This is a genomic window from Nocardiopsis endophytica, assembly GCF_027706725.1.
In the GTDB taxonomy this organism is placed as follows: domain Bacteria; phylum Actinomycetota; class Actinomycetes; order Streptosporangiales; family Streptosporangiaceae; genus Nocardiopsis_A; species Nocardiopsis_A endophytica.
In genome coordinates this window covers 1-15,637 of sequence record NZ_JAQFWQ010000040.1, presented here as the reverse complement: position 1 = coordinate 15,637, position 15,637 = coordinate 1, and the positions used below count along the sequence as shown (strand labels likewise).

19 protein-coding genes are annotated in these 15,637 nt (G+C 73.9%); 12 read left to right on the top strand and 7 right to left on the bottom strand.

Annotated elements, in window-relative coordinates; translation table 11 throughout:
• Nucleotides 1-66 precede the first annotated feature (66 nt).
• From O4J56_RS15310 to O4J56_RS15300, 3 genes are all read left to right on the top strand, one after another.
• Nucleotides 67-1,062: an ATP-binding cassette domain-containing protein gene (locus O4J56_RS15310; RefSeq protein ID WP_270686460.1), complete on the top strand. Its 996-nt coding sequence runs from the start codon at nucleotides 67-69 to the stop codon at nucleotides 1,060-1,062.
• Nucleotides 1,059-1,874 (top strand): ABC transporter permease, encoded by an 816-nt coding sequence (locus O4J56_RS15305; RefSeq protein ID WP_270686459.1) that lies wholly within the window; start codon nucleotides 1,059-1,061, stop codon nucleotides 1,872-1,874. The genes O4J56_RS15310 and O4J56_RS15305 overlap by 4 nt, the downstream gene beginning before the upstream one ends.
• 71 nt (nucleotides 1,875-1,945) lie before the next feature.
• Nucleotides 1,946-2,362 carry a TIGR03668 family PPOX class F420-dependent oxidoreductase gene (locus O4J56_RS15300; protein WP_270686458.1) on the top strand — a complete coding sequence of 139 codons (417 nt, stop codon included), beginning with the start codon at nucleotides 1,946-1,948 and terminating at the stop codon, nucleotides 2,360-2,362.
• Nucleotides 2,363-2,380: 18 nt separating this feature from the next.
• Here the strand turns inward: O4J56_RS15300 and O4J56_RS15295 are convergent, their stop codons facing one another.
• Both O4J56_RS15295 and O4J56_RS15290 read right to left on the bottom strand, forming a co-directional pair.
• Complete coding sequence (locus O4J56_RS15295) at nucleotides 2,381-2,617, bottom strand: GntR family transcriptional regulator (RefSeq protein ID WP_270686457.1); 237 nt, start codon at nucleotides 2,615-2,617, stop codon at nucleotides 2,381-2,383.
• A 33-nt stretch (nucleotides 2,618-2,650) separates the two neighbouring features.
• Complete coding sequence (locus tag O4J56_RS15290) at nucleotides 2,651-2,920, bottom strand: GntR family transcriptional regulator (protein ID WP_270686456.1); 270 nt, start codon at nucleotides 2,918-2,920, stop codon at nucleotides 2,651-2,653.
• Nucleotides 2,921-3,103: 183 nt separating this feature from the next.
• On the opposite strand from O4J56_RS15290, the gene O4J56_RS15285 reads away from it, so the two are divergent.
• Nucleotides 3,104-3,421, top strand: a complete 318-nt coding sequence (locus O4J56_RS15285) for a hypothetical protein (protein WP_270686455.1) — start codon at nucleotides 3,104-3,106, stop codon at nucleotides 3,419-3,421.
• A gap of 48 nt (nucleotides 3,422-3,469) precedes the next feature.
• On the opposite strand, the gene O4J56_RS15280 is transcribed toward O4J56_RS15285, so the two are convergent.
• On the bottom strand, nucleotides 3,470-4,210 hold the full coding sequence (locus tag O4J56_RS15280; RefSeq protein WP_270686497.1) for a GIDE domain-containing protein: 741 nt from the start codon (nucleotides 4,208-4,210) through the stop codon (nucleotides 3,470-3,472).
• A gap of 331 nt (nucleotides 4,211-4,541) precedes the next feature.
• Between O4J56_RS15280 and O4J56_RS15275 the strand changes: the two genes are divergently transcribed.
• Entirely contained in the window at nucleotides 4,542-5,309 is a 768-nt protein-coding gene (locus tag O4J56_RS15275; RefSeq protein ID WP_270686454.1) for a VOC family protein, read from the top strand.
• 57 nt (nucleotides 5,310-5,366) lie between these two features.
• Here the strand turns inward: O4J56_RS15275 and O4J56_RS15270 are convergent, their stop codons facing one another.
• The gene (locus tag O4J56_RS15270; protein WP_270686453.1) at nucleotides 5,367-5,864 is read right to left on the bottom strand and encodes an OsmC family protein; all 498 of its coding nucleotides are present in this window, start codon (nucleotides 5,862-5,864) and stop codon (nucleotides 5,367-5,369) included.
• Nucleotides 5,865-6,021: 157 nt separating this feature from the next.
• On the opposite strand from O4J56_RS15270, the gene aroA reads away from it, so the two are divergent.
• Together aroA and rsgA are read left to right on the top strand one after the other, a co-directional pair.
• On the top strand, nucleotides 6,022-7,296 hold the full coding sequence (gene aroA, locus O4J56_RS15265) for a 3-phosphoshikimate 1-carboxyvinyltransferase (RefSeq protein ID WP_270686452.1): 1,275 nt from the start codon (nucleotides 6,022-6,024) through the stop codon (nucleotides 7,294-7,296).
• Nucleotides 7,293-8,282, top strand: a complete 990-nt coding sequence (gene rsgA / locus O4J56_RS15260; RefSeq protein ID WP_270686451.1) for a ribosome small subunit-dependent GTPase A — start codon at nucleotides 7,293-7,295, stop codon at nucleotides 8,280-8,282. Before aroA ends, rsgA begins: the two co-directional genes overlap by 4 nt.
• A 40-nt stretch (nucleotides 8,283-8,322) precedes the next feature.
• Here rsgA and O4J56_RS15255 read toward each other — a convergent pair whose 3' ends face one another.
• From O4J56_RS15255 to O4J56_RS15245, 3 genes are all read right to left on the bottom strand, one after another.
• Nucleotides 8,323-8,880 (bottom strand): DUF2087 domain-containing protein, encoded by a 558-nt coding sequence (locus O4J56_RS15255; RefSeq protein ID WP_408639121.1) that lies wholly within the window; start codon nucleotides 8,878-8,880, stop codon nucleotides 8,323-8,325.
• 65 nt (nucleotides 8,881-8,945) lie between these two features.
• Entirely contained in the window at nucleotides 8,946-9,659 is a 714-nt protein-coding gene (locus tag O4J56_RS15250) for an HAD family hydrolase (protein ID WP_270686450.1), read from the bottom strand.
• A gap of 67 nt (nucleotides 9,660-9,726) precedes the next feature.
• Entirely contained in the window at nucleotides 9,727-10,338 is a 612-nt protein-coding gene (locus tag O4J56_RS15245; RefSeq protein WP_270686449.1) for a TetR/AcrR family transcriptional regulator, read from the bottom strand.
• Between the two features lie 126 nt (nucleotides 10,339-10,464).
• Here O4J56_RS15245 and hisN point away from each other — a divergent pair, with 126 nt between their 5' ends.
• The 5 genes from hisN to O4J56_RS15220 all read left to right on the top strand — a co-directional run bounded on the left by hisN (nucleotide 10,465) and on the right by O4J56_RS15220 (nucleotide 15,485).
• A complete protein-coding gene (gene hisN / locus O4J56_RS15240; RefSeq protein WP_270686448.1) occupies nucleotides 10,465-11,271 on the top strand; it encodes a histidinol-phosphatase in 807 nt (268 codons plus the stop codon).
• Between the two features lie 74 nt (nucleotides 11,272-11,345).
• A complete protein-coding gene (locus O4J56_RS15235; RefSeq protein ID WP_270686447.1) occupies nucleotides 11,346-11,879 on the top strand; it encodes a hypothetical protein in 534 nt (177 codons plus the stop codon).
• A gap of 561 nt (nucleotides 11,880-12,440) precedes the next feature.
• Nucleotides 12,441-13,673, top strand: coding sequence for an ABC transporter permease (locus tag O4J56_RS15230; protein ID WP_270686446.1), 1,233 nt, complete (start codon nucleotides 12,441-12,443; stop codon nucleotides 13,671-13,673).
• 58 nt (nucleotides 13,674-13,731) lie between these two features.
• Nucleotides 13,732-14,796, top strand: a complete 1,065-nt coding sequence (locus tag O4J56_RS15225; RefSeq protein WP_270686445.1) for an efflux RND transporter periplasmic adaptor subunit — start codon at nucleotides 13,732-13,734, stop codon at nucleotides 14,794-14,796.
• Nucleotides 14,796-15,485, top strand: a complete 690-nt coding sequence (locus tag O4J56_RS15220) for an ABC transporter ATP-binding protein (RefSeq protein ID WP_270686444.1) — start codon at nucleotides 14,796-14,798, stop codon at nucleotides 15,483-15,485. Before O4J56_RS15225 ends, O4J56_RS15220 begins: the two co-directional genes overlap by 1 nt.
• Nucleotides 15,486-15,637: the final 152 nt, after the last annotated feature.

The following is a 15,637-nucleotide window of genomic DNA, read 5'->3' as shown; positions in this document are numbered from 1 at the left end:
TGCCGTGCCGAGAAGCGGGCGCGGACCCGCTCGACGTTCCTTACGAGCCACCCCTGAGGAGGGGCCATGATCCATGCCCGGAAACTGTCGAGGACCTTCACACGGAAGCGCGGAAAGGAGCGGGTCGACGCCGTGCGCGGCCTCGACCTGGACGTGGAGGCCGGCACGCTGCTGGCCTTCCTCGGCCCGAACGGCGCCGGGAAATCCACCACCCTGAGGATGCTCACCACCCTTCTCCCCCCGACTTCGGGGACGGCGACCGTCGCCGGGTGCGACATCGCCCGGGATCCGGACGGCGTGCGGCGGCGCATCGGCTACGTGGGCCAGAAGAACTCCGCCTCCGACCACCACCGGGTCCGCGACGAGCTGGTGGCGCAAGGCAGGGCCTACGGGATGACCCGTGCGCGGGCCGGGGAGCGCGCCGACGCCCTCCTGGACCGGCTGGACCTCCAGGAGCTGGCGAACCGGACGCCGACCACGCTGTCGGGCGGACAGCGGCGCCGGGTCGACATCGCCCTGGGGCTGGTGCACGCGCCGGAGCTGCTGTTCCTGGACGAGCCGTCGACCGGCCTGGACCCGCACAGCAGGGCGGAGGTCTGGAACTTCATCCTCCGGCTGCGCGAGGAGAGCGGCATGACGCTGTTCCTCACCACGCACTACCTGGAGGAGGCCGACAGCATGGCCGAGCGGGTGGTGATCGTGGACCGGGGGCGGACGATCGCCGACGGCACCGCCGACGAGCTGAAGTCGGAGCTGGCGGGCGACCGGATCGACCTGGGGCTCCGCGACGCGGCCGACGCGGAGCGCGCGAGAGGCGTCGCCGCCCGCTTCTCCTCCGAGGCAGCCGCCGCGCCGGACCCGTCCCCCGCTCCCGCCGAACCCGCCGACACCACCGTGCGCATCCCCGTCCCGAACGCGGACACGGCCCTGCCCGAGCTGCTCGCCGCGATGGAGGGGGCCGGGATCAAGGTCGCCACCGCACGCGGGGTGCGCCCGACCCTGGACGACGTGTTCCTGGCCCTGACCGGCCGGAGCCTGACCGAAGAGGAGCCCACCGAATGACCGTCCGCACCGAATCCCTCGCGCCCGCCCCGGTTCCCGCCCGTTCGCCGGCGGCGTCCTTCGTCCGCGACGTCGCGACCGTCTTCACCCGCGAGATCACCCCTTCGGTGCGGGACCCGCTGGGGATGCTGCTCACGATGGGGCAGCCGCTGCTGCTCCTCTTCTTCTTCGGCCCGCTGCTGGGAGGGGTCGGCGCCGGAGGAGGCGACGGATCGTGGCAGTGGTTCGTCCCCGGTGTGCTGGTGATGCTGACCCTGTTCGGACCGATGATGGCCGGTTACAACCTGCTGGTGGAGCTGCTGGGCGGCGCGATGGAGCGCATGCTGGTCAGCCCGATGAACCGCACGGCGATGCTGATCGGGAGGGCGCTGAAGGAGTTCGCGGTGCTGCTGGTGCAGGCCGTGCTCATCGTGCTGCTGGCCGTGCCCATGGGATTCGAGCTCTACCCGCTCGGGCTGCTGGCGGGACTGCTCCTGCTCGCCGTGTTCGGCGTGGGGCTGGGTTCGCTGTCGTTCCTGCTGGCCATGAAGTCGGCCCCGAGCGGGGAGCTGTTCTACGGGGTGACGCAGCTGGCGGTGTTCCCGCTGATGCTGCTGTCGGGGGTGCTGCTCCCGATGGACTTCGGTCCGCAGTGGTTGCAGACGGTGGCGACGGTGAACCCGGTGACCCACATCGCCGACGCGATGCGGGCCCTGTTCACCGGTTCGTTCACCGACCCGTCGATCGCCTGGGGAGCCCTGTCCGCGGCGGCCGTCGCCGCAGTGGGCCTGACCCTAGGCACCCGCGCCATGCGCAAGGGCGTGGGCGTGTGACGAGGTGACCGGCAAGCGGCCCCGGCCCCCTCCCCTGGAGCCGGGGCCGCTACGTGTGCCAAGGTCGAACAGTGCGCTGGCCCCCCGAACGAGCCCGGAAAGCCTTCACCGAGAGCAGTGTGGCTCGCTTGTCCACCGTCTCCGAAGAGGGGTGGCCGCACTGCGTGCCGGTGACGTTCGCGGTCGACGGCGACACCGTCGCCATCGCCATCGACCACAAGCCCAAGTCGACCGTGAACGTGAAGCGCCTGGCGAACATCGGGCAGAACCCGAAGGTGTGCCTGCTGGCGGACGTGTACTCGGACGACTGGTCCCAGCTCTGGTGGGCACGGGCGGACGGCACGGCACAGGTCGTCGGCCGAGGGGAGCAGCGCGAACACGCCCTGGACACGTTGCAGGCGAAGTACCCCCAATATGCCGACAGGCGCCCGGAGGGACCGGTCATCCTGGTCCACGTCGTCCGATGGTCGGGCTGGTCCTTCCGCTGACCGGAGCCGACGCCGAGCTCATTCCTCCCCGGCGACGAACGTCCCCTTGCCGTGGACCGTAACGATGAGTCCGCGCTCCCTCAGCTCCTTGTTGGCACGGCGGATGGTCATGTAGGCGACCCCGTACTCCTCAGCCAGCTCGCGCTCAGGAGGTAGCTGCATGTCGGGGCGCAGCTCCCCCGCCTCGATCCGCGCGGCGATATGGTCGGCCACCGCGACGTAGGCAAGCTGCGGCCCTGTCAGGTTGAGGCGCATGCCGCCAAGGTAGCCCGATTCCCGGTCGGCCACTCACCGATTGGCCCGATCGCCCGCCTCGGATTCGGGGCGCGCTTCTGCCACGAAGGTGCCCTTTCCGCGCACCGTCACGGTGAGCCCTCGATCGTTCAGGAGCTTCACGGCCGCTCTCACGGTCGGCCGGGAGACGGAGAACTCCTCACACAGCGCCGCCTCGGACGGGATCCTGCGTCGCGGTTCATATGTCCCCTCCGCGATGCGGGCGCTCAGCATGTCCGCGATCTGCTCGTACAGCGGTTCCGGGCCGTCGAGATCGATCTCCATACAACGACACTATTCGCCCTCAAACGCTGTATTACGTCGCACGACATCATCTGACAGGTCCTTACAAGTAAGGTACTCTGGCGCTCCTCGCAGTCATCCACAGGCTCACGCGATGACCCGCTCGGCACCAGCACCACGGCTAACCTGTGAACACCTGCTTCCCTACTGGAAGGGGACACCCCGATGCGCAAGCTCGAACGGCGGATCACCAACCTCGAGGCCGCCTTCGTCGAACACTCTCTGGACAAGCAGAGGATCCAGGCCTACCAGGCCAACACCGACGACCGGATCAACTCCCTCGCCGATGCCTTCATGGAGCACCGGCGCGAGACCCGAGAGGGGTTCCGGCAGGTCAACCTCCGCTTCGACGCGGTCGAAGGACGCCTCGGTTCTCTCGAAAGCGATGTGGCCACCCTCAAGAGCGACGTGGCCACCCTCAAGACGCAGATGAGCGACACGCAGGACATGGTCGCCCGCATCGTCGCCCACCTGGGTGCCTGACCCGCCCCGGCGGCCCCGTCCTCCCGGCGGGGCCGCCCCGTGGGCCCATCAGGTCAACAGGCCCGCCACCAGCAACGCCACGCCCGCCACCGCGCTCACGCCGGTGCCGATCGCGAACGCCAGGAACTTGTTGTTCTCGCTCTTCCTGATCTCGGCCTCGGACCTGGCCGAGATGATGTACTCGCCGTCCTCCGCCGGTGCGGCGATGGCCAGCCGCCCGTTCTCGTCGGACGCCTCACCGTGCACGAACAGCCGGACACCGGCCCGGACGATCCACTCCTCCTTCTGGTAGCCGAGCGTCCCGCCGCCGCCCCCGTCCAGGGTGATCGGGCCGATCCGCACCCGTCCGCCGCCCTGGTGCGGCTCGAAGGTGTCCAGCGTCTTCTCCGCCCCGTCGACCACCAGGTCCCCGGGGCGGACGACCGCCCGACCCGTGCCGTCCTCCACGAAGAACGCCGTCGAGCTGGTGAAGGAGGACACCACCTGGCTCTTCTTCCGGCGCTTCCGGTTGCCGTCGCTGTCCCGGTAGGTCTCCTCGTACTTGCGGGTGATCCGGTGCCGGTGCCAGACGCACTCCCGCTCCTCCAGCTTGGAGCGCAGAAGCCCGTTCTTGTGCGCCCGCGCGGCGCCGACGATCTCCACCTGCTGACGGAAGTGCCCCGGCCCCGCCGCGTCCGACGCCGCCTTGTGCAGCGCCTTGAGCTCGCTCACCGGCAGCGTCTCCACCCGCTCCACCGACGACACGCGCTTGTTGGTCCTCCAGGTCAGGTAGCCGCAGACGACCGCCACGGCCAAACCGAGAACCCCGATCCACTGCACAGCGTCCTGCCCTTCCCACGGCCTTCCGTGGCTCCCTGCGGCCTCCGACCGCCCGGCCGCCCGACCACCGGACCGCCCGACCTTACCGATTCGACCACATCTCAACGGCCTACGGTCCGACGCTGCGCAGTACCCGCCCGTTCCGACCTGCGGAGAAGTCCCGCGCGGAACGGTCACGCCCATCAGCCGCGCGTCGACCGGAAAACGGCACCGCCTCCGCCTAGCATCCGGGACGTCGGCCGCCGACGGCGGACGTTCAGCGGCCGGAAGCGGACAGCGACAGCGGAACTGGAGACCGGCGATGACGACCGAACCCAAGGTCAACGGACCCTGCTGGGTCGAGCTCGGGGCCAGGGACATCCCCCGCCAGGAGGACTTCTACGGCAAGGTGTTCGGCTGGGACACCGCCACCGACCCCCGCCCCGAGGCCGGCGGGTACACCACCGCCTCGCTCGGCGGCCGCCGCGTCGCCGCCATCACCCCCCTCTACGGGGACGACCAGCCCGTCGCCTGGAACGTCTCCTTCCGGGTGGAGGACGTCGACGCCGCCCTCGACGCGGTCCGCGGGCTCGGCGGCGCGGCCGTGTTCGGCCCCATGGACGTCTTCGACGAGGGGCGCTTCGCCGTCGCCGCCGACCCCGCCGGCGCGGTCTTCCAGCTCTGGCAGGCCAAGGAATTCGCCGGGGCCCAGCTCATGGGTGAGCCCGGTTCGCTGTGCTGGGTCGACCTGCACACCCGCGACGTGGCCGCGGCCTCCGACTTCTACGGCCGCCTCTTCGGCTGGGACCTCGGCGGCGGCACCGGCTACCGCGTCCTCTCCGTGGGCGGCACCCCCTTCGGCGGCGTCTTCGACCAGGGCTCGGACGAGGGCTACCCGAAGGGGATCCCCCCGCACTGGCTCCCCTCGTTCGCGACGGCCGACATCGAGGGCACCGTCGCCAAGGCGGCCGGGGCCGGGGGCACCACCGTCATGCCGCCCATGCGCATGCCCGGCGGCGTCACCGCGGCCGCCCTTACCGACCCCGAGGGCGCCGGCTTCGGCCTGATGCAGACCCCCGGCGGGGAGTGAGGCCGCGGCCGGGTGGCGCGGGCCGGGGCGGCGCGCGGAGCGGCCGCCCCCGCCGTCCTACTCCCCCTGCACCCGGATCTCCGGCTCGTTGCGCACGGGGAAGTTCACCGACCGTGCGATGAAGCACGCCGCGTGCGCCTTCTCGTGCAGGCCCTCGGCCCTCTCCACCATGGAGGCTTCCGCCACCGTCACCACCGGGTGCAGCACCACCTCGGTGAACTCCCCGCTGGAGTCCGCGTGGGTGACCATGGTGCCCGTCGCCCGGTCCTCGTAGGCGACCACGTTCACACCGGCGCCCACCGCCAGCGCGAAGTAGGACAGCATGTGGCACTCGCTCAGCGCCGCCACCAGCATGTCCTCCGGGTTCCAGCGCTCCGGGTCGCCCCGGAACGCCTTGTCGGCCGACCCCTTCAGCAGCGGCCGCCCGTCCGCCTCCACGTCGTGGTCGCGCCCGTAGGCCCGGTAGGACGCCGTGCCCTCGCCCTGGTTGCCCGTCCACCGGACGCGCACCTCGTAGCCGTGCTCCTTGTCCCGGTGCCGTGTCTCCGCCGCCATCGCCCCGCCTTCCGTCGCTCGTACACCCGCGGTCGCCTCTCCGCGCGTCTCCGCGCCCTTATCACGGCTCCCCGCGGATTCCCGCGGCGCCAGCTTCGCACGCGCGCGGCCCGGCGAGCCCGGCAGGCCCCCCGCACCCGGCGGCTAGGCTGGAGGCATGCCTGCTTCCGCACCGCACTGGCCCGCGCCCACCGCCGAACGCCCCGTGGACGCCGAGGTCGCGCTGCCCGGATCGAAGTCGATGACCAACCGAGCCCTCGTGCTCGCCGCGCTCTCCGAGACGCCCGCCACCGTGCGCCGCCCGCTGCGCAGCCGCGACACCCGCCTGATGGCCGACGCCCTGCGCTCCCTGGGTGCGCAGGTCCACGAGGACGGGGAGGACTGGTCCGTCTCCCCCGCCACCCTGCGCGGCCCGGTGCACCTGGACGTGGGCAACGCCGGGACCGTGATGCGGTTCGTCCCCCCGCTCGCCGCCCTCGCCGACGGCGACGTGCGCTTCGACGGCGACCCGCGGGCGCGCGAGCGCCCCGTCGGCCCTCTGCTGGAGGCCCTGCGCGCGCTCGGCGCCGACATCGACGACGGCGGACGCGGCGCCCTGCCCATGACCGTGCACGGCACCGGCTCCCTGCGCGGCGGCCGGGTCGAGCTGGACGCCTCCGGCTCCTCCCAGTTCATCTCCGCACTGCTGCTCAGCGGCGCCCGCTTCACCGAGGGCGTGGAGGTCCGCCACGCCGGGCCGCCGGTCCCCTCCCAGCCGCACCTGGACATGACGGTGGAGATGCTGCGCGAGGCCGGGGTGCAGGTCGACACCTCCGAGCCCGACGTGTGGAGGGTCGCCCCCGGCGCGGTCAAGACCGAGGCCGTCACCGTCGAGCCGGACCTGTCCAACGCCGCCCCGTTCCTCGCCGCCGCCCTGGTCACCGGCGGCCGGGTCACCGTGCGCGACTGGCCGCGCCGCACCACCCAGCCCGGCGACGCGCTGCGCGACCTGTTCACCCGGATGGGCGGCGAGGCCGTGTTCACCGACGCGGGCCTGGAGTTCCGCGGCACCGGCACGGTCCGCGGCATCACCGCCGACCTGCGCGCCGTCGGCGAGCTCACCCCCACCGTCGCCGCCGTGGCCGCCCTGGCCGACTCCCCCTCCCGCCTGACGGGCATCGCCCACCTGCGCCGCCACGAGACCGACCGCATCGCCGCGCTCGTGCGCGAGGTCAACCGCCTGGGCGGGGACGCCGAGGAGCTGCCCGACGGCCTGGTCGTCCGCCCGCGCCCGCTGCACGGCGGCCTGTTCCACAGCTACGAGGACCACCGCATGGCCACCTCCGGCGCCGTCATCGGCCTGGCCGTCCCCGGGGTGGAGGTGGAGGACATCGCCACCACGGGCAAGACACTGCCCGACTTCCCCGAACTGTGGGCGGGGGTCCTGGCGTGAGGGGCGGCGGCCGCCACCTGGACGAGGACGACGTCCGTGTCCGCGCGCGCGGGGGATCGCGCCCGCGCACCCGCAAGCGCCCCAAGCACGAGGACGCCACCGCCGGGATGGTGACCGCCGTGGACCGGGGCCGCTACCGGTGCCTGGTCGACGGCCGGGAGGTCACCGCGATGAAGGCCCGCGAGCTGGGCCGCGGCAGCATCGTGGTGGGCGACCGGGTGGCGCTGGTGGGCGACCTGTCCGGGACACCCGACACCCTGGCCCGCATCGTGCGGGTGGAGGGCCGCGACTCGGTGCTGCGCCGCACCGCCGACGACACCGACCCGGTGGAGCGGGTGATCGTCGCCAACGCCGACCAGCTGGTGGTGGTCTGCTCGCTCGCCGACCCCGACCCGCAGCCGCGGCTGATCGACCGGTGCCTGGTCGCCGCCTACGACGCCGGGCTCGACCCGCTGCTCTGCCTGACCAAGGCCGACCTGGCCCGCCCCGGCGGCCTGCTGGACGGCTACTCCTCGCTGGGCCTGCGCCACGTGGTCACCGACCACGAGGGCGACCTGTCGGACCTGGAGCGCCTGCTCGCCGACCGCACCAGCGTGCTCGTGGGCTCCTCCGGGGTGGGCAAGTCGACGCTGGTCAACCGGCTGGTCCCGGAGGCCGCGCGGGCGGTGGGCCACGTCAACCCGGTGACCGGGCGCGGCCGCCACACCTCGACCTCGGCGGTGGCGCTGCCCTACCGGGACGGCTGGATCATCGACACCCCGGGGGTGCGCAGCTTCGGGCTGGCCCACATCGACCCCGACGACGTGGTGGCGGGCTTCCCCGACCTGGAGGAGGCCGTCGCCGAGTGCCCGCCGGGCTGCCCGCACACGGCCGACGCCCAGGGGTGCGCCCTCGACGCGTGGGCGGCCGGGGGGAGGCTGTCGGAGCTGCGCGTGGCCTCCCTGCGGCGTCTGCTGGCCAGCAGGGCGGGCGAAGAGGGCGCCTGACCACGGCGGCCCGGAGGAGTCGGCCCGGAGGCTCCCCGCCTCACACGTCCACGGTGCCTCCGCACCTCCAGTAGCGCGCGCTGTCGCGGTCCAGGAAGCCCTCGTCGACCAGGGCCCTGCGCAGCGACGCGTGGTCGGAGTGGAACGCCCGCAGCACCGCGTTCACCTCGGGCTCGCTGTAGCGCACCCCGGGCTCGAAGGCGCGGGCCACGTGGTCCAGCACCACCATCCGCTTGGCCCGCTGCACCGGCAGCGCCACGATGCGGCCCTCCCGCAGGAACGACCGCAGGACCTTGGCCTCCTCACGGCCCGCCCCCTCGGCGGCCGGCTCCTCGACGCGGGCCGCCCGGGACTCGGCCGCGCGGGCCACCGCCTCGCGCAGCGCCTCGGGCCGGGGCAGCCACTCCCCCTCCTCGCGCACGGCCACGCCGCCGCGCTCCAGCCTCTCCAGGGCGGCCAGCGCGTCCCTGGCGGGCATCCCGGTGCGGGCGGCGACCTCCTCGCCGGTGCGGGCGCCGAGCACCAGCGCCGACAGCGCGCGCAGCCGGTCCGGGGCGCTGAGCAGGCCCAGCAGGCGCAGGGCGTCAGGGTCGGACATGGCCCCTATGCAAGCAGAGGCCGCGCGGGCCGTCACCCGCTTTTCCGGTCGCCCGCCGCCGCCCGTCACACCGCTTCGTCCCCCGATCGCACGCCCAGCTCGTCGAGGCGCGCCAGCAGGTCCGCCGGGTCGGTGTAGACCCGGTAGGCGCCGGTGCGCTCCAGTTCGTCGCGGCCGTAGCCGCCGGAGAGCAGCCCCACCCCGAGCGCGCCGGCGCGGCGGGCGGCCAGCAGGTCCCACACGCGGTCGCCGACGACCATGGTCTGCCGGGGGTCGGCGCCCAGACGGCCGGCGGCGGCGAGGAACAGGTCCGGGTCGGGCTTGGCGAAGCGCACCTGGTCGCGGGTGACCATGACGGTGTCCTCGGGCAGCCCGAGCAGCTCCAGGGCGTGCCCGGCGGTGCGGCGCTGCCCGCTGGTGGCGATCGCCCAGGGGATGCCCCGGTCGCTCAGGGTGCGCAGCAGCTCCACCGCCCCGGGCAGGGGCACCACCGACGCCCGCTGCTTGAGGTACTCCTCGGCGTGCGCCCGCTGGACCTCCTCCACCTGCTCGGCCGTGAGCTTGAGGCCGGTCTCGCGCATGAGGGCGTTGACGAACAGCCCGCCGCTCATCCCGATGCGCCGGTGGATGCGCCAGACGGCCAGGTCGATCCCGGCCTCGGCGAGCGCGTTCCGCCAGGCGATGACGTGCTGGTACACGCTGTCGATGAGGGTGCCGTCGAGGTCGAACAAAAGTGCGGGCGCCGCGGGCCGGGGCGGCGCGGTCGGTGTCTCGCTCACCCTGCCAGTCTCGTCCCGAACGGGAGAAAAGGGAAACCGCCGCACCGCCCGGACAGGGCCGCCGGCCTCAGGCGTTCTCGCGCACCGGCCCGGTCAGGGCGCGGGCCACCGCCTCCACGCGCGAGGCCGCCACCTCGGGGTCGGTCGGCGACACCACGTAGGACACCATCAGCCGGGCGGAGACCTCCACCAGCACCTCGCCCCGCTCCCCCAGGCGCGGGTGGTGGCGGCGCAGGTAGGCGTTCATCCGCTCCTGCAGCGCCAGGTGCAGCGGCCGGGAGCGGGTGGTCAGCACCGGCAGCAGCTCCCCCTCGCCGGTGATCACCGCCCGCACCAGCGGGTTCTCCGCCGAGGCGCGCAGCGTCCACAGCGCCGCCTCGCGGACCGCCTCGGCCGGGTCGCCCGGGTGGCCGGAGACGATCGCCTCGGTGCGGTCCAGGAACCGGTCGGCCTCCCGGATGACCACCGCCTGCAGCAGCCCCTCCTTGGTGCCGAACTCGTTGTACAGCGTCTGCCGGGACACGCCCGCGTTCGCCGCGATGTCGGCCATCCGCATGCGCGCCCACCCGCCCGCGACCACGGCCGCGTAGGCGGCGTCGAGGAGCCGCTCGCGGACGTCGCCCTGGCGCGGGGCGCCCGGCGCCCGTGGTGCCGCGGGGGAGGATGCTTCGGAGGCCATAGGGCAATGGTGCCATCCCCGGCCCCCGGCAAGAGGGGCCCAGGCCGTGCCCTTCGGCGGGGAATCCCCCGTACGCGGGGGTGCCGGACTGCCGCGGGGCGTGCGGGGACGGTAGCGTTACCGGCCATGGCGTCCTTTGACGATGATCTGCGTCTGGCCCACGTCCTGGCGGACGCGGCCGACGACATCTCTCTGCAGCATTTCCGTTCCCTGGATCTGCAGGTGGAGACCAAGCCGGACCTGACCCCCGTGACCGAGGCCGACCGCGCGGTGGAGGAGACGGTCCGCAGCGTCCTGTCCCGCGCGCGCCCCCGCGACGCCGTGGTGGGCGAGGAGTACGGGAAGACCGGCAACAGCCACCGCGTGTGGGTGGTCGACCCCATCGACGGCACGAAGAACTACGTCCGCGGCGTCCCCGTGTGGGCCACGATGATCGCGCTGCTGGAGCACGACCGGCCGGTGGTGGGCCTGATCTCGGCGCCGGCGCTGTTCCGCCGGTGGTGGGCCACGCTCGGCGGGGGCACCTGGACCGGGCGCAGCCTGACCAAGGCGACCCGCTGCTGGGTGTCCAAGGTCTCCGAGCTGGAGGACGCCTCGCTCTCCTTCTCCGACATGGCCGAGTGGGAGGAGCACGGGCGCCTGGAGGCGTTCCTGGGGCTGACCCGCTCGGTGTGGCGCACCCGCGCCTACGGCGACTTCTGGTCGCACGTGATGGTCGCCGAGGGCGCGGTGGACGTCGCCGCCGAGCCGGAGCTGTCCCTGTGGGACGCCGCGCCGCTGCCGGTCCTGCTGGAGGAGGCCGGGGGGCGCGCCACCGACCTGCGCGGGCAGAACTTCGCCGACGGGGGCGCCCTGGTGTGCACCAACGGCGCCCTGCACGACCGCGTGCTGACCTGGCTGAACGGAGGGCCGACGCCGGTCCGCCCGGTCTGAGCCCAGGCCGGGCCGCGCCCACCGATTCAACGGATCGCAATCGCTCGGACACACTCCGTAGTAGATTTCGGTCCGTGCCCGCAGATCACCGTGACGCCCACCGCCCGCCCCGGACCGCCGCGGCCGCCCTGGCCGCCGCGTGCGCGCTGACCGCCGCCGGGTGCGGGGCGGCGCCCCGCCCGGACACCGCCGAGCTGGAGGCCCGGATCGCCGCCGACCGCGCCGCCGAGGCCTCGGCCGCCCCGGAGCCCGCACCGTCCGAGATGCGCTTCGCCCCCGGCTCCGCCGCGTGCGAGCCGCGCGCGTCGACCGCCGTTCCCGGGGAGTGGGAGACCTCCGCCCCGCGCAAGCCCCTCGACGGCGACCCGGCCCCGCTCGGCCTGCGCGACGCCGCGGGCGGGGCCGACCTGGCGGTCCGCGCCGACGTGGCCGGACCGGACGGCGCCCTCGGGGGCGCCGAGGCGCAGGCCTCCGGCGATTCCTGGGCCGAGCTGGAGTTCCCGGGCGACTTCGTCGCCGCGGACCCGGGGAAGGGCACCTACACGGTGGTCTGGTCGTCCGCCGAGGACGGCGCGTTCATCTCCTGCGACGGCTTCCGCGTGAAGTGACCCGGCGGCCGACCGGTGTAGTCGGGCTCATCGCGTCCGGTCCACCCCCGACTTCCCCGAGATCACCACGCAGGGAGCCGCCCGGACATCACATACCGGGCATACCGGACACCAGGAGAGGGGTCCGGGCATCCTGCGTCGTAAAACCGACGGTTTTAGGCAGATCAGGCGTCGATTTCACCACCCAATCCGCCCCTGCCCCACGGCCGACAGCGCTGCGGCGCGGGCCGCCGGCCTCTCCTCGTCGCCACCCTCCCCCACACCCCAACCCCGCCGACCCACCGCCCGGCCGGATCCGGCCACTCGGCGGCCCTTCCGGGCGGCGCCTGCGCGCCGCCCGCCCCGTCGGCCGGCCGCCGCCGCGGACGCGTCGGTGCAGGCCGTGCCGGACCACTCGGCGCAAACGGTCCGCACGCCTCCCCCGCCCCGATTCGGGCGGTCCGTAAAACAGCCCGAATCGCCCGCCACTGCGGGGAACCGCCGCCCCCCTCCTCCGCGATGATGTCGATGGACCCCATCGGGCCCACCCCACCCCCGACCCGCCGAGGAAGGGCCGTCGGCTTGCTGCGCTCACTCACCTCGGGCCTCGTCCTGGCCTTCGCCGGTTCCCGGGCCAACGTCTCGCGGACCATCCTGTCCTGCGCCGGAATCGTCGTCGGCGTCGCCGCCCTGATCACCGTGGTCACCGCCGGGCACGTCGGCGAGCGCTACGCGATCGCCTACTCCGAGGCCAACTGGGGCGTCGCCGCCACCTACGACGTCACCCTGCCCGGGAACGTCGACGACCCCGCCGCCCTCAAGGAGGACCTGGAGCGCGCCGGCGCCCAGGCCGCCGCGATGAACTTCTCCCCCCAGTCCGGCATACGCCTGCGCCAGGGGGACCAGGAGATCCGGGACGTGCAGTTCACCGTCACCGACCCCGACCTGGACGACATCCGGCGGATGAACCTCACCGAGGGGCGGTGGTTCGAGGAGGGCGACACCGGGTCACTGGCCCCGGTCGTGGTGCTCACCGACGAGCTGGCCGACCAGCTGGAGGCCGACGGCGGGTTCGAGGGCCTGCAGATCGGAAGCCGCCAATGGCGGGACGTACGGGTGGTCGGAGTGGTGGAGTCCACCGCCATGGACTCCTTCGGCGGCGAGGGCGGGACCGCCTACCTGCTCAACTCCCCCGCCTCCGAGGAGATGGCCTTCCCCGAGGGGGTCTCCGAGGCCGCCGGGATGATGGGCGGCCTCCAGTACGCGGTCCGGGTCCCGCCCGAGGGGGCCGACCCCGAGGGGTTCAAGAACCGGCTCGCCGGCGCCGCCTGGCGCTGGGCGCCCGACGCCGACGCGGGCACCATCGACGTCTACCGGATGGACGACGCCGAGGCGATCGACGAGGTCCTGGGCTACCTGTCGCTGGGCCTGCTGGGCATCGCCGCCATCACCCTGACCACCGGCCTACTCGGCGTGCTCAACGTGGGGCTGGTGACCGTCCGCGAGCGCCGCCGCGAGCTGGCCGTCTACCGCGCGATGGGCGCCGACCGGCTGTCCATGTTCGTCGTGGTGGTCGCCGAGGCGGTGGTGGTGGCCATGGTCGCCGGGGTGATCGCGCTGGCGCTGTGCTACGGCGCGGCCGGGGTCGCCCACTCCCTGCTCGCGGACATGCTGCCGGACGGGGTGGTGGTCACCGTCCCGGTGTCCGGCGTCCTGGTGGGTCTGGGAAGCGCGGCCGGGGTGGGGCTGCTCGCGGGGATCATCCCGGCCTGGCGGGCGCTGCGCATCTCAGTCGTGGCGGGGCTGCGGGAATGACGGCCGACCGGAGTGACGAGCGGCCGGGCCGACGGCCGCGCGAAGAGGAGCGGATCACGTGAAGAGATGGATCATCGTCGCGGCGGTCGCCGTCGTGCTGGTCGGCGGAGCGGGCGGCGCCTGGGCCCTGTGGGGCGGCGGCCCCCCGCCGCCCGACGAGGCCGCCGCGGGCGGCGGGCTCACCGAGTCCTCCGCCGTCCCGGTGGAGGTCGGCGACATCACCGACACGGTCGTGCTGGACGCCGTCGTCCAGGAGGACCCCGCCAAGGAGGTCGTCGCCAAGCGCGGGGGCACCGTGACCCGCGTGTGGGTCGGCGAGGGCCAGGAGGTCGCCCAGGGCGCGCCGATCGCCACGGTGCGCGCCCCCGCCGACGCCCCGGCCGACGGCGGCGGGGACGCGGAGGGCGAGGGCGGCGCGGACGGCGGGGACGGCCCGCGGATGCAGGAGCAGAACCTCACCGCGCCGGTCGGCGGGAAGGTCACCGGCCTGGGCGACCTGGAGGCCGGGGACCCGGTGGAGCCCGGCGCGGCCGTCGCCTCGATCAGCGGGGGCCGGTACCGCGCGGTCGCCGAGATCCCGCCCAACGACCTGTACCGCTTCTACGACGACCCCGAGGAGATCACCCTCAAGATCGACAAGGGGCCGCCCGCCGAGGAGTGCGGGCTGATCTCCCTGGGCGCCAAGGACTCCTCCTCCGACAGCGGCTCCGACGACGGGGACGAGGAGATGCCCGACGAGTTCATGATGCCCGAGGCGGACTCCGGGGGCGGGGAGGCCACCGCCCAGCTCACCTGCCGCGTGCCCGACGACATGAAGGTGTTCGCCGGGGTCACCGGCAAGGTCTCGGTCACCACCGGCTCCTCGAAGGGCGCGCTGCTGGTCCCGGCCACCGCCGTGCGCGGCGGCACCGAGGAGGGGCAGGTCGTCGTGGTCGGGCCGGACGGCGCCGAGGAGGAGCGCGACGTGGCCCTCGGGATCACCGACGGCGAGATGATCGAGGTCACCGAGGGGCTGGAGGAGGGCGAGCAGGTGCTCGACCCGGTCCCGCTGTCCGAGGAGTTCGACGTGCCCGGCGGCGGGGACGGCGAGGGGCCCGAGGACGAGCTGGCGGAGGTCGGCTGATGGGCGGATCCGATCCGCTGCTGCGCATCAGCGGCCTGCACAAGTCCTTCACCGTGGACGGCCGGCGCCTGCCGGTCCTGGTCGACTGCGCGCTGGAGGTGGGCCGCGGCGAGGTGGTGGCGATCGTCGGCCGGTCCGGCTCGGGCAAGTCCACGCTGCTCAACATGATCGGGCTGCTGGACCGGGCCGACGGGGGCGAGCACGTCTTCGACGGCGTCGACGTGGCGCGGCTGGGCGAGGGCCGCCGCGCCCGCCTGCGCAACGCCGGCGTCGGGTTCGTCTTCCAGTCCTTCCACCTGCTGGAGCGGCGCACCGCGCTGGCCAACGTGTGCGTGCCGATGGTGCTGGGCGGGGTGCCCGCCGTCCGGCGCCGGGCGCACGGCCGCAGGCTGCTGGAGTCGGTGGGGCTGCGGGACCGGATCACCTCCCGGCCGCACCAGCTCTCCGGCGGTGAGCAGCAGCGTGTGGCCCTGGCACGGGCGCTGAGCATGGACCCGGCCATGGTGCTCGCCGACGAGCCCACGGGCGCCCTGGACGGCGCCACGAGCGAGCAGATCATGGAGCAGCTCCTGGCGCAGGCCCGCACCCGGGGCACGGCGGTCGTCATCGTCACCCACGAGCCGTCGGTGGCCGCGGCCGCCGACCGCAGGATCGCCATCGAGGAGGGGCGCACGCGCCCGGCGGAGTGACCTCGCGCCGCCCCCCTGCGGTGCGCGGGCGCCGCCCCGGGCGGCCCCCTGAGAACGCGGAAGGGACCCAGTACCTCGGTACTGGGCCCCTTCGCCGTGGTAGCGGGGACAGGATTTGACCCTGCGACCTCTGGGTTATGAGCCCAGCGAGC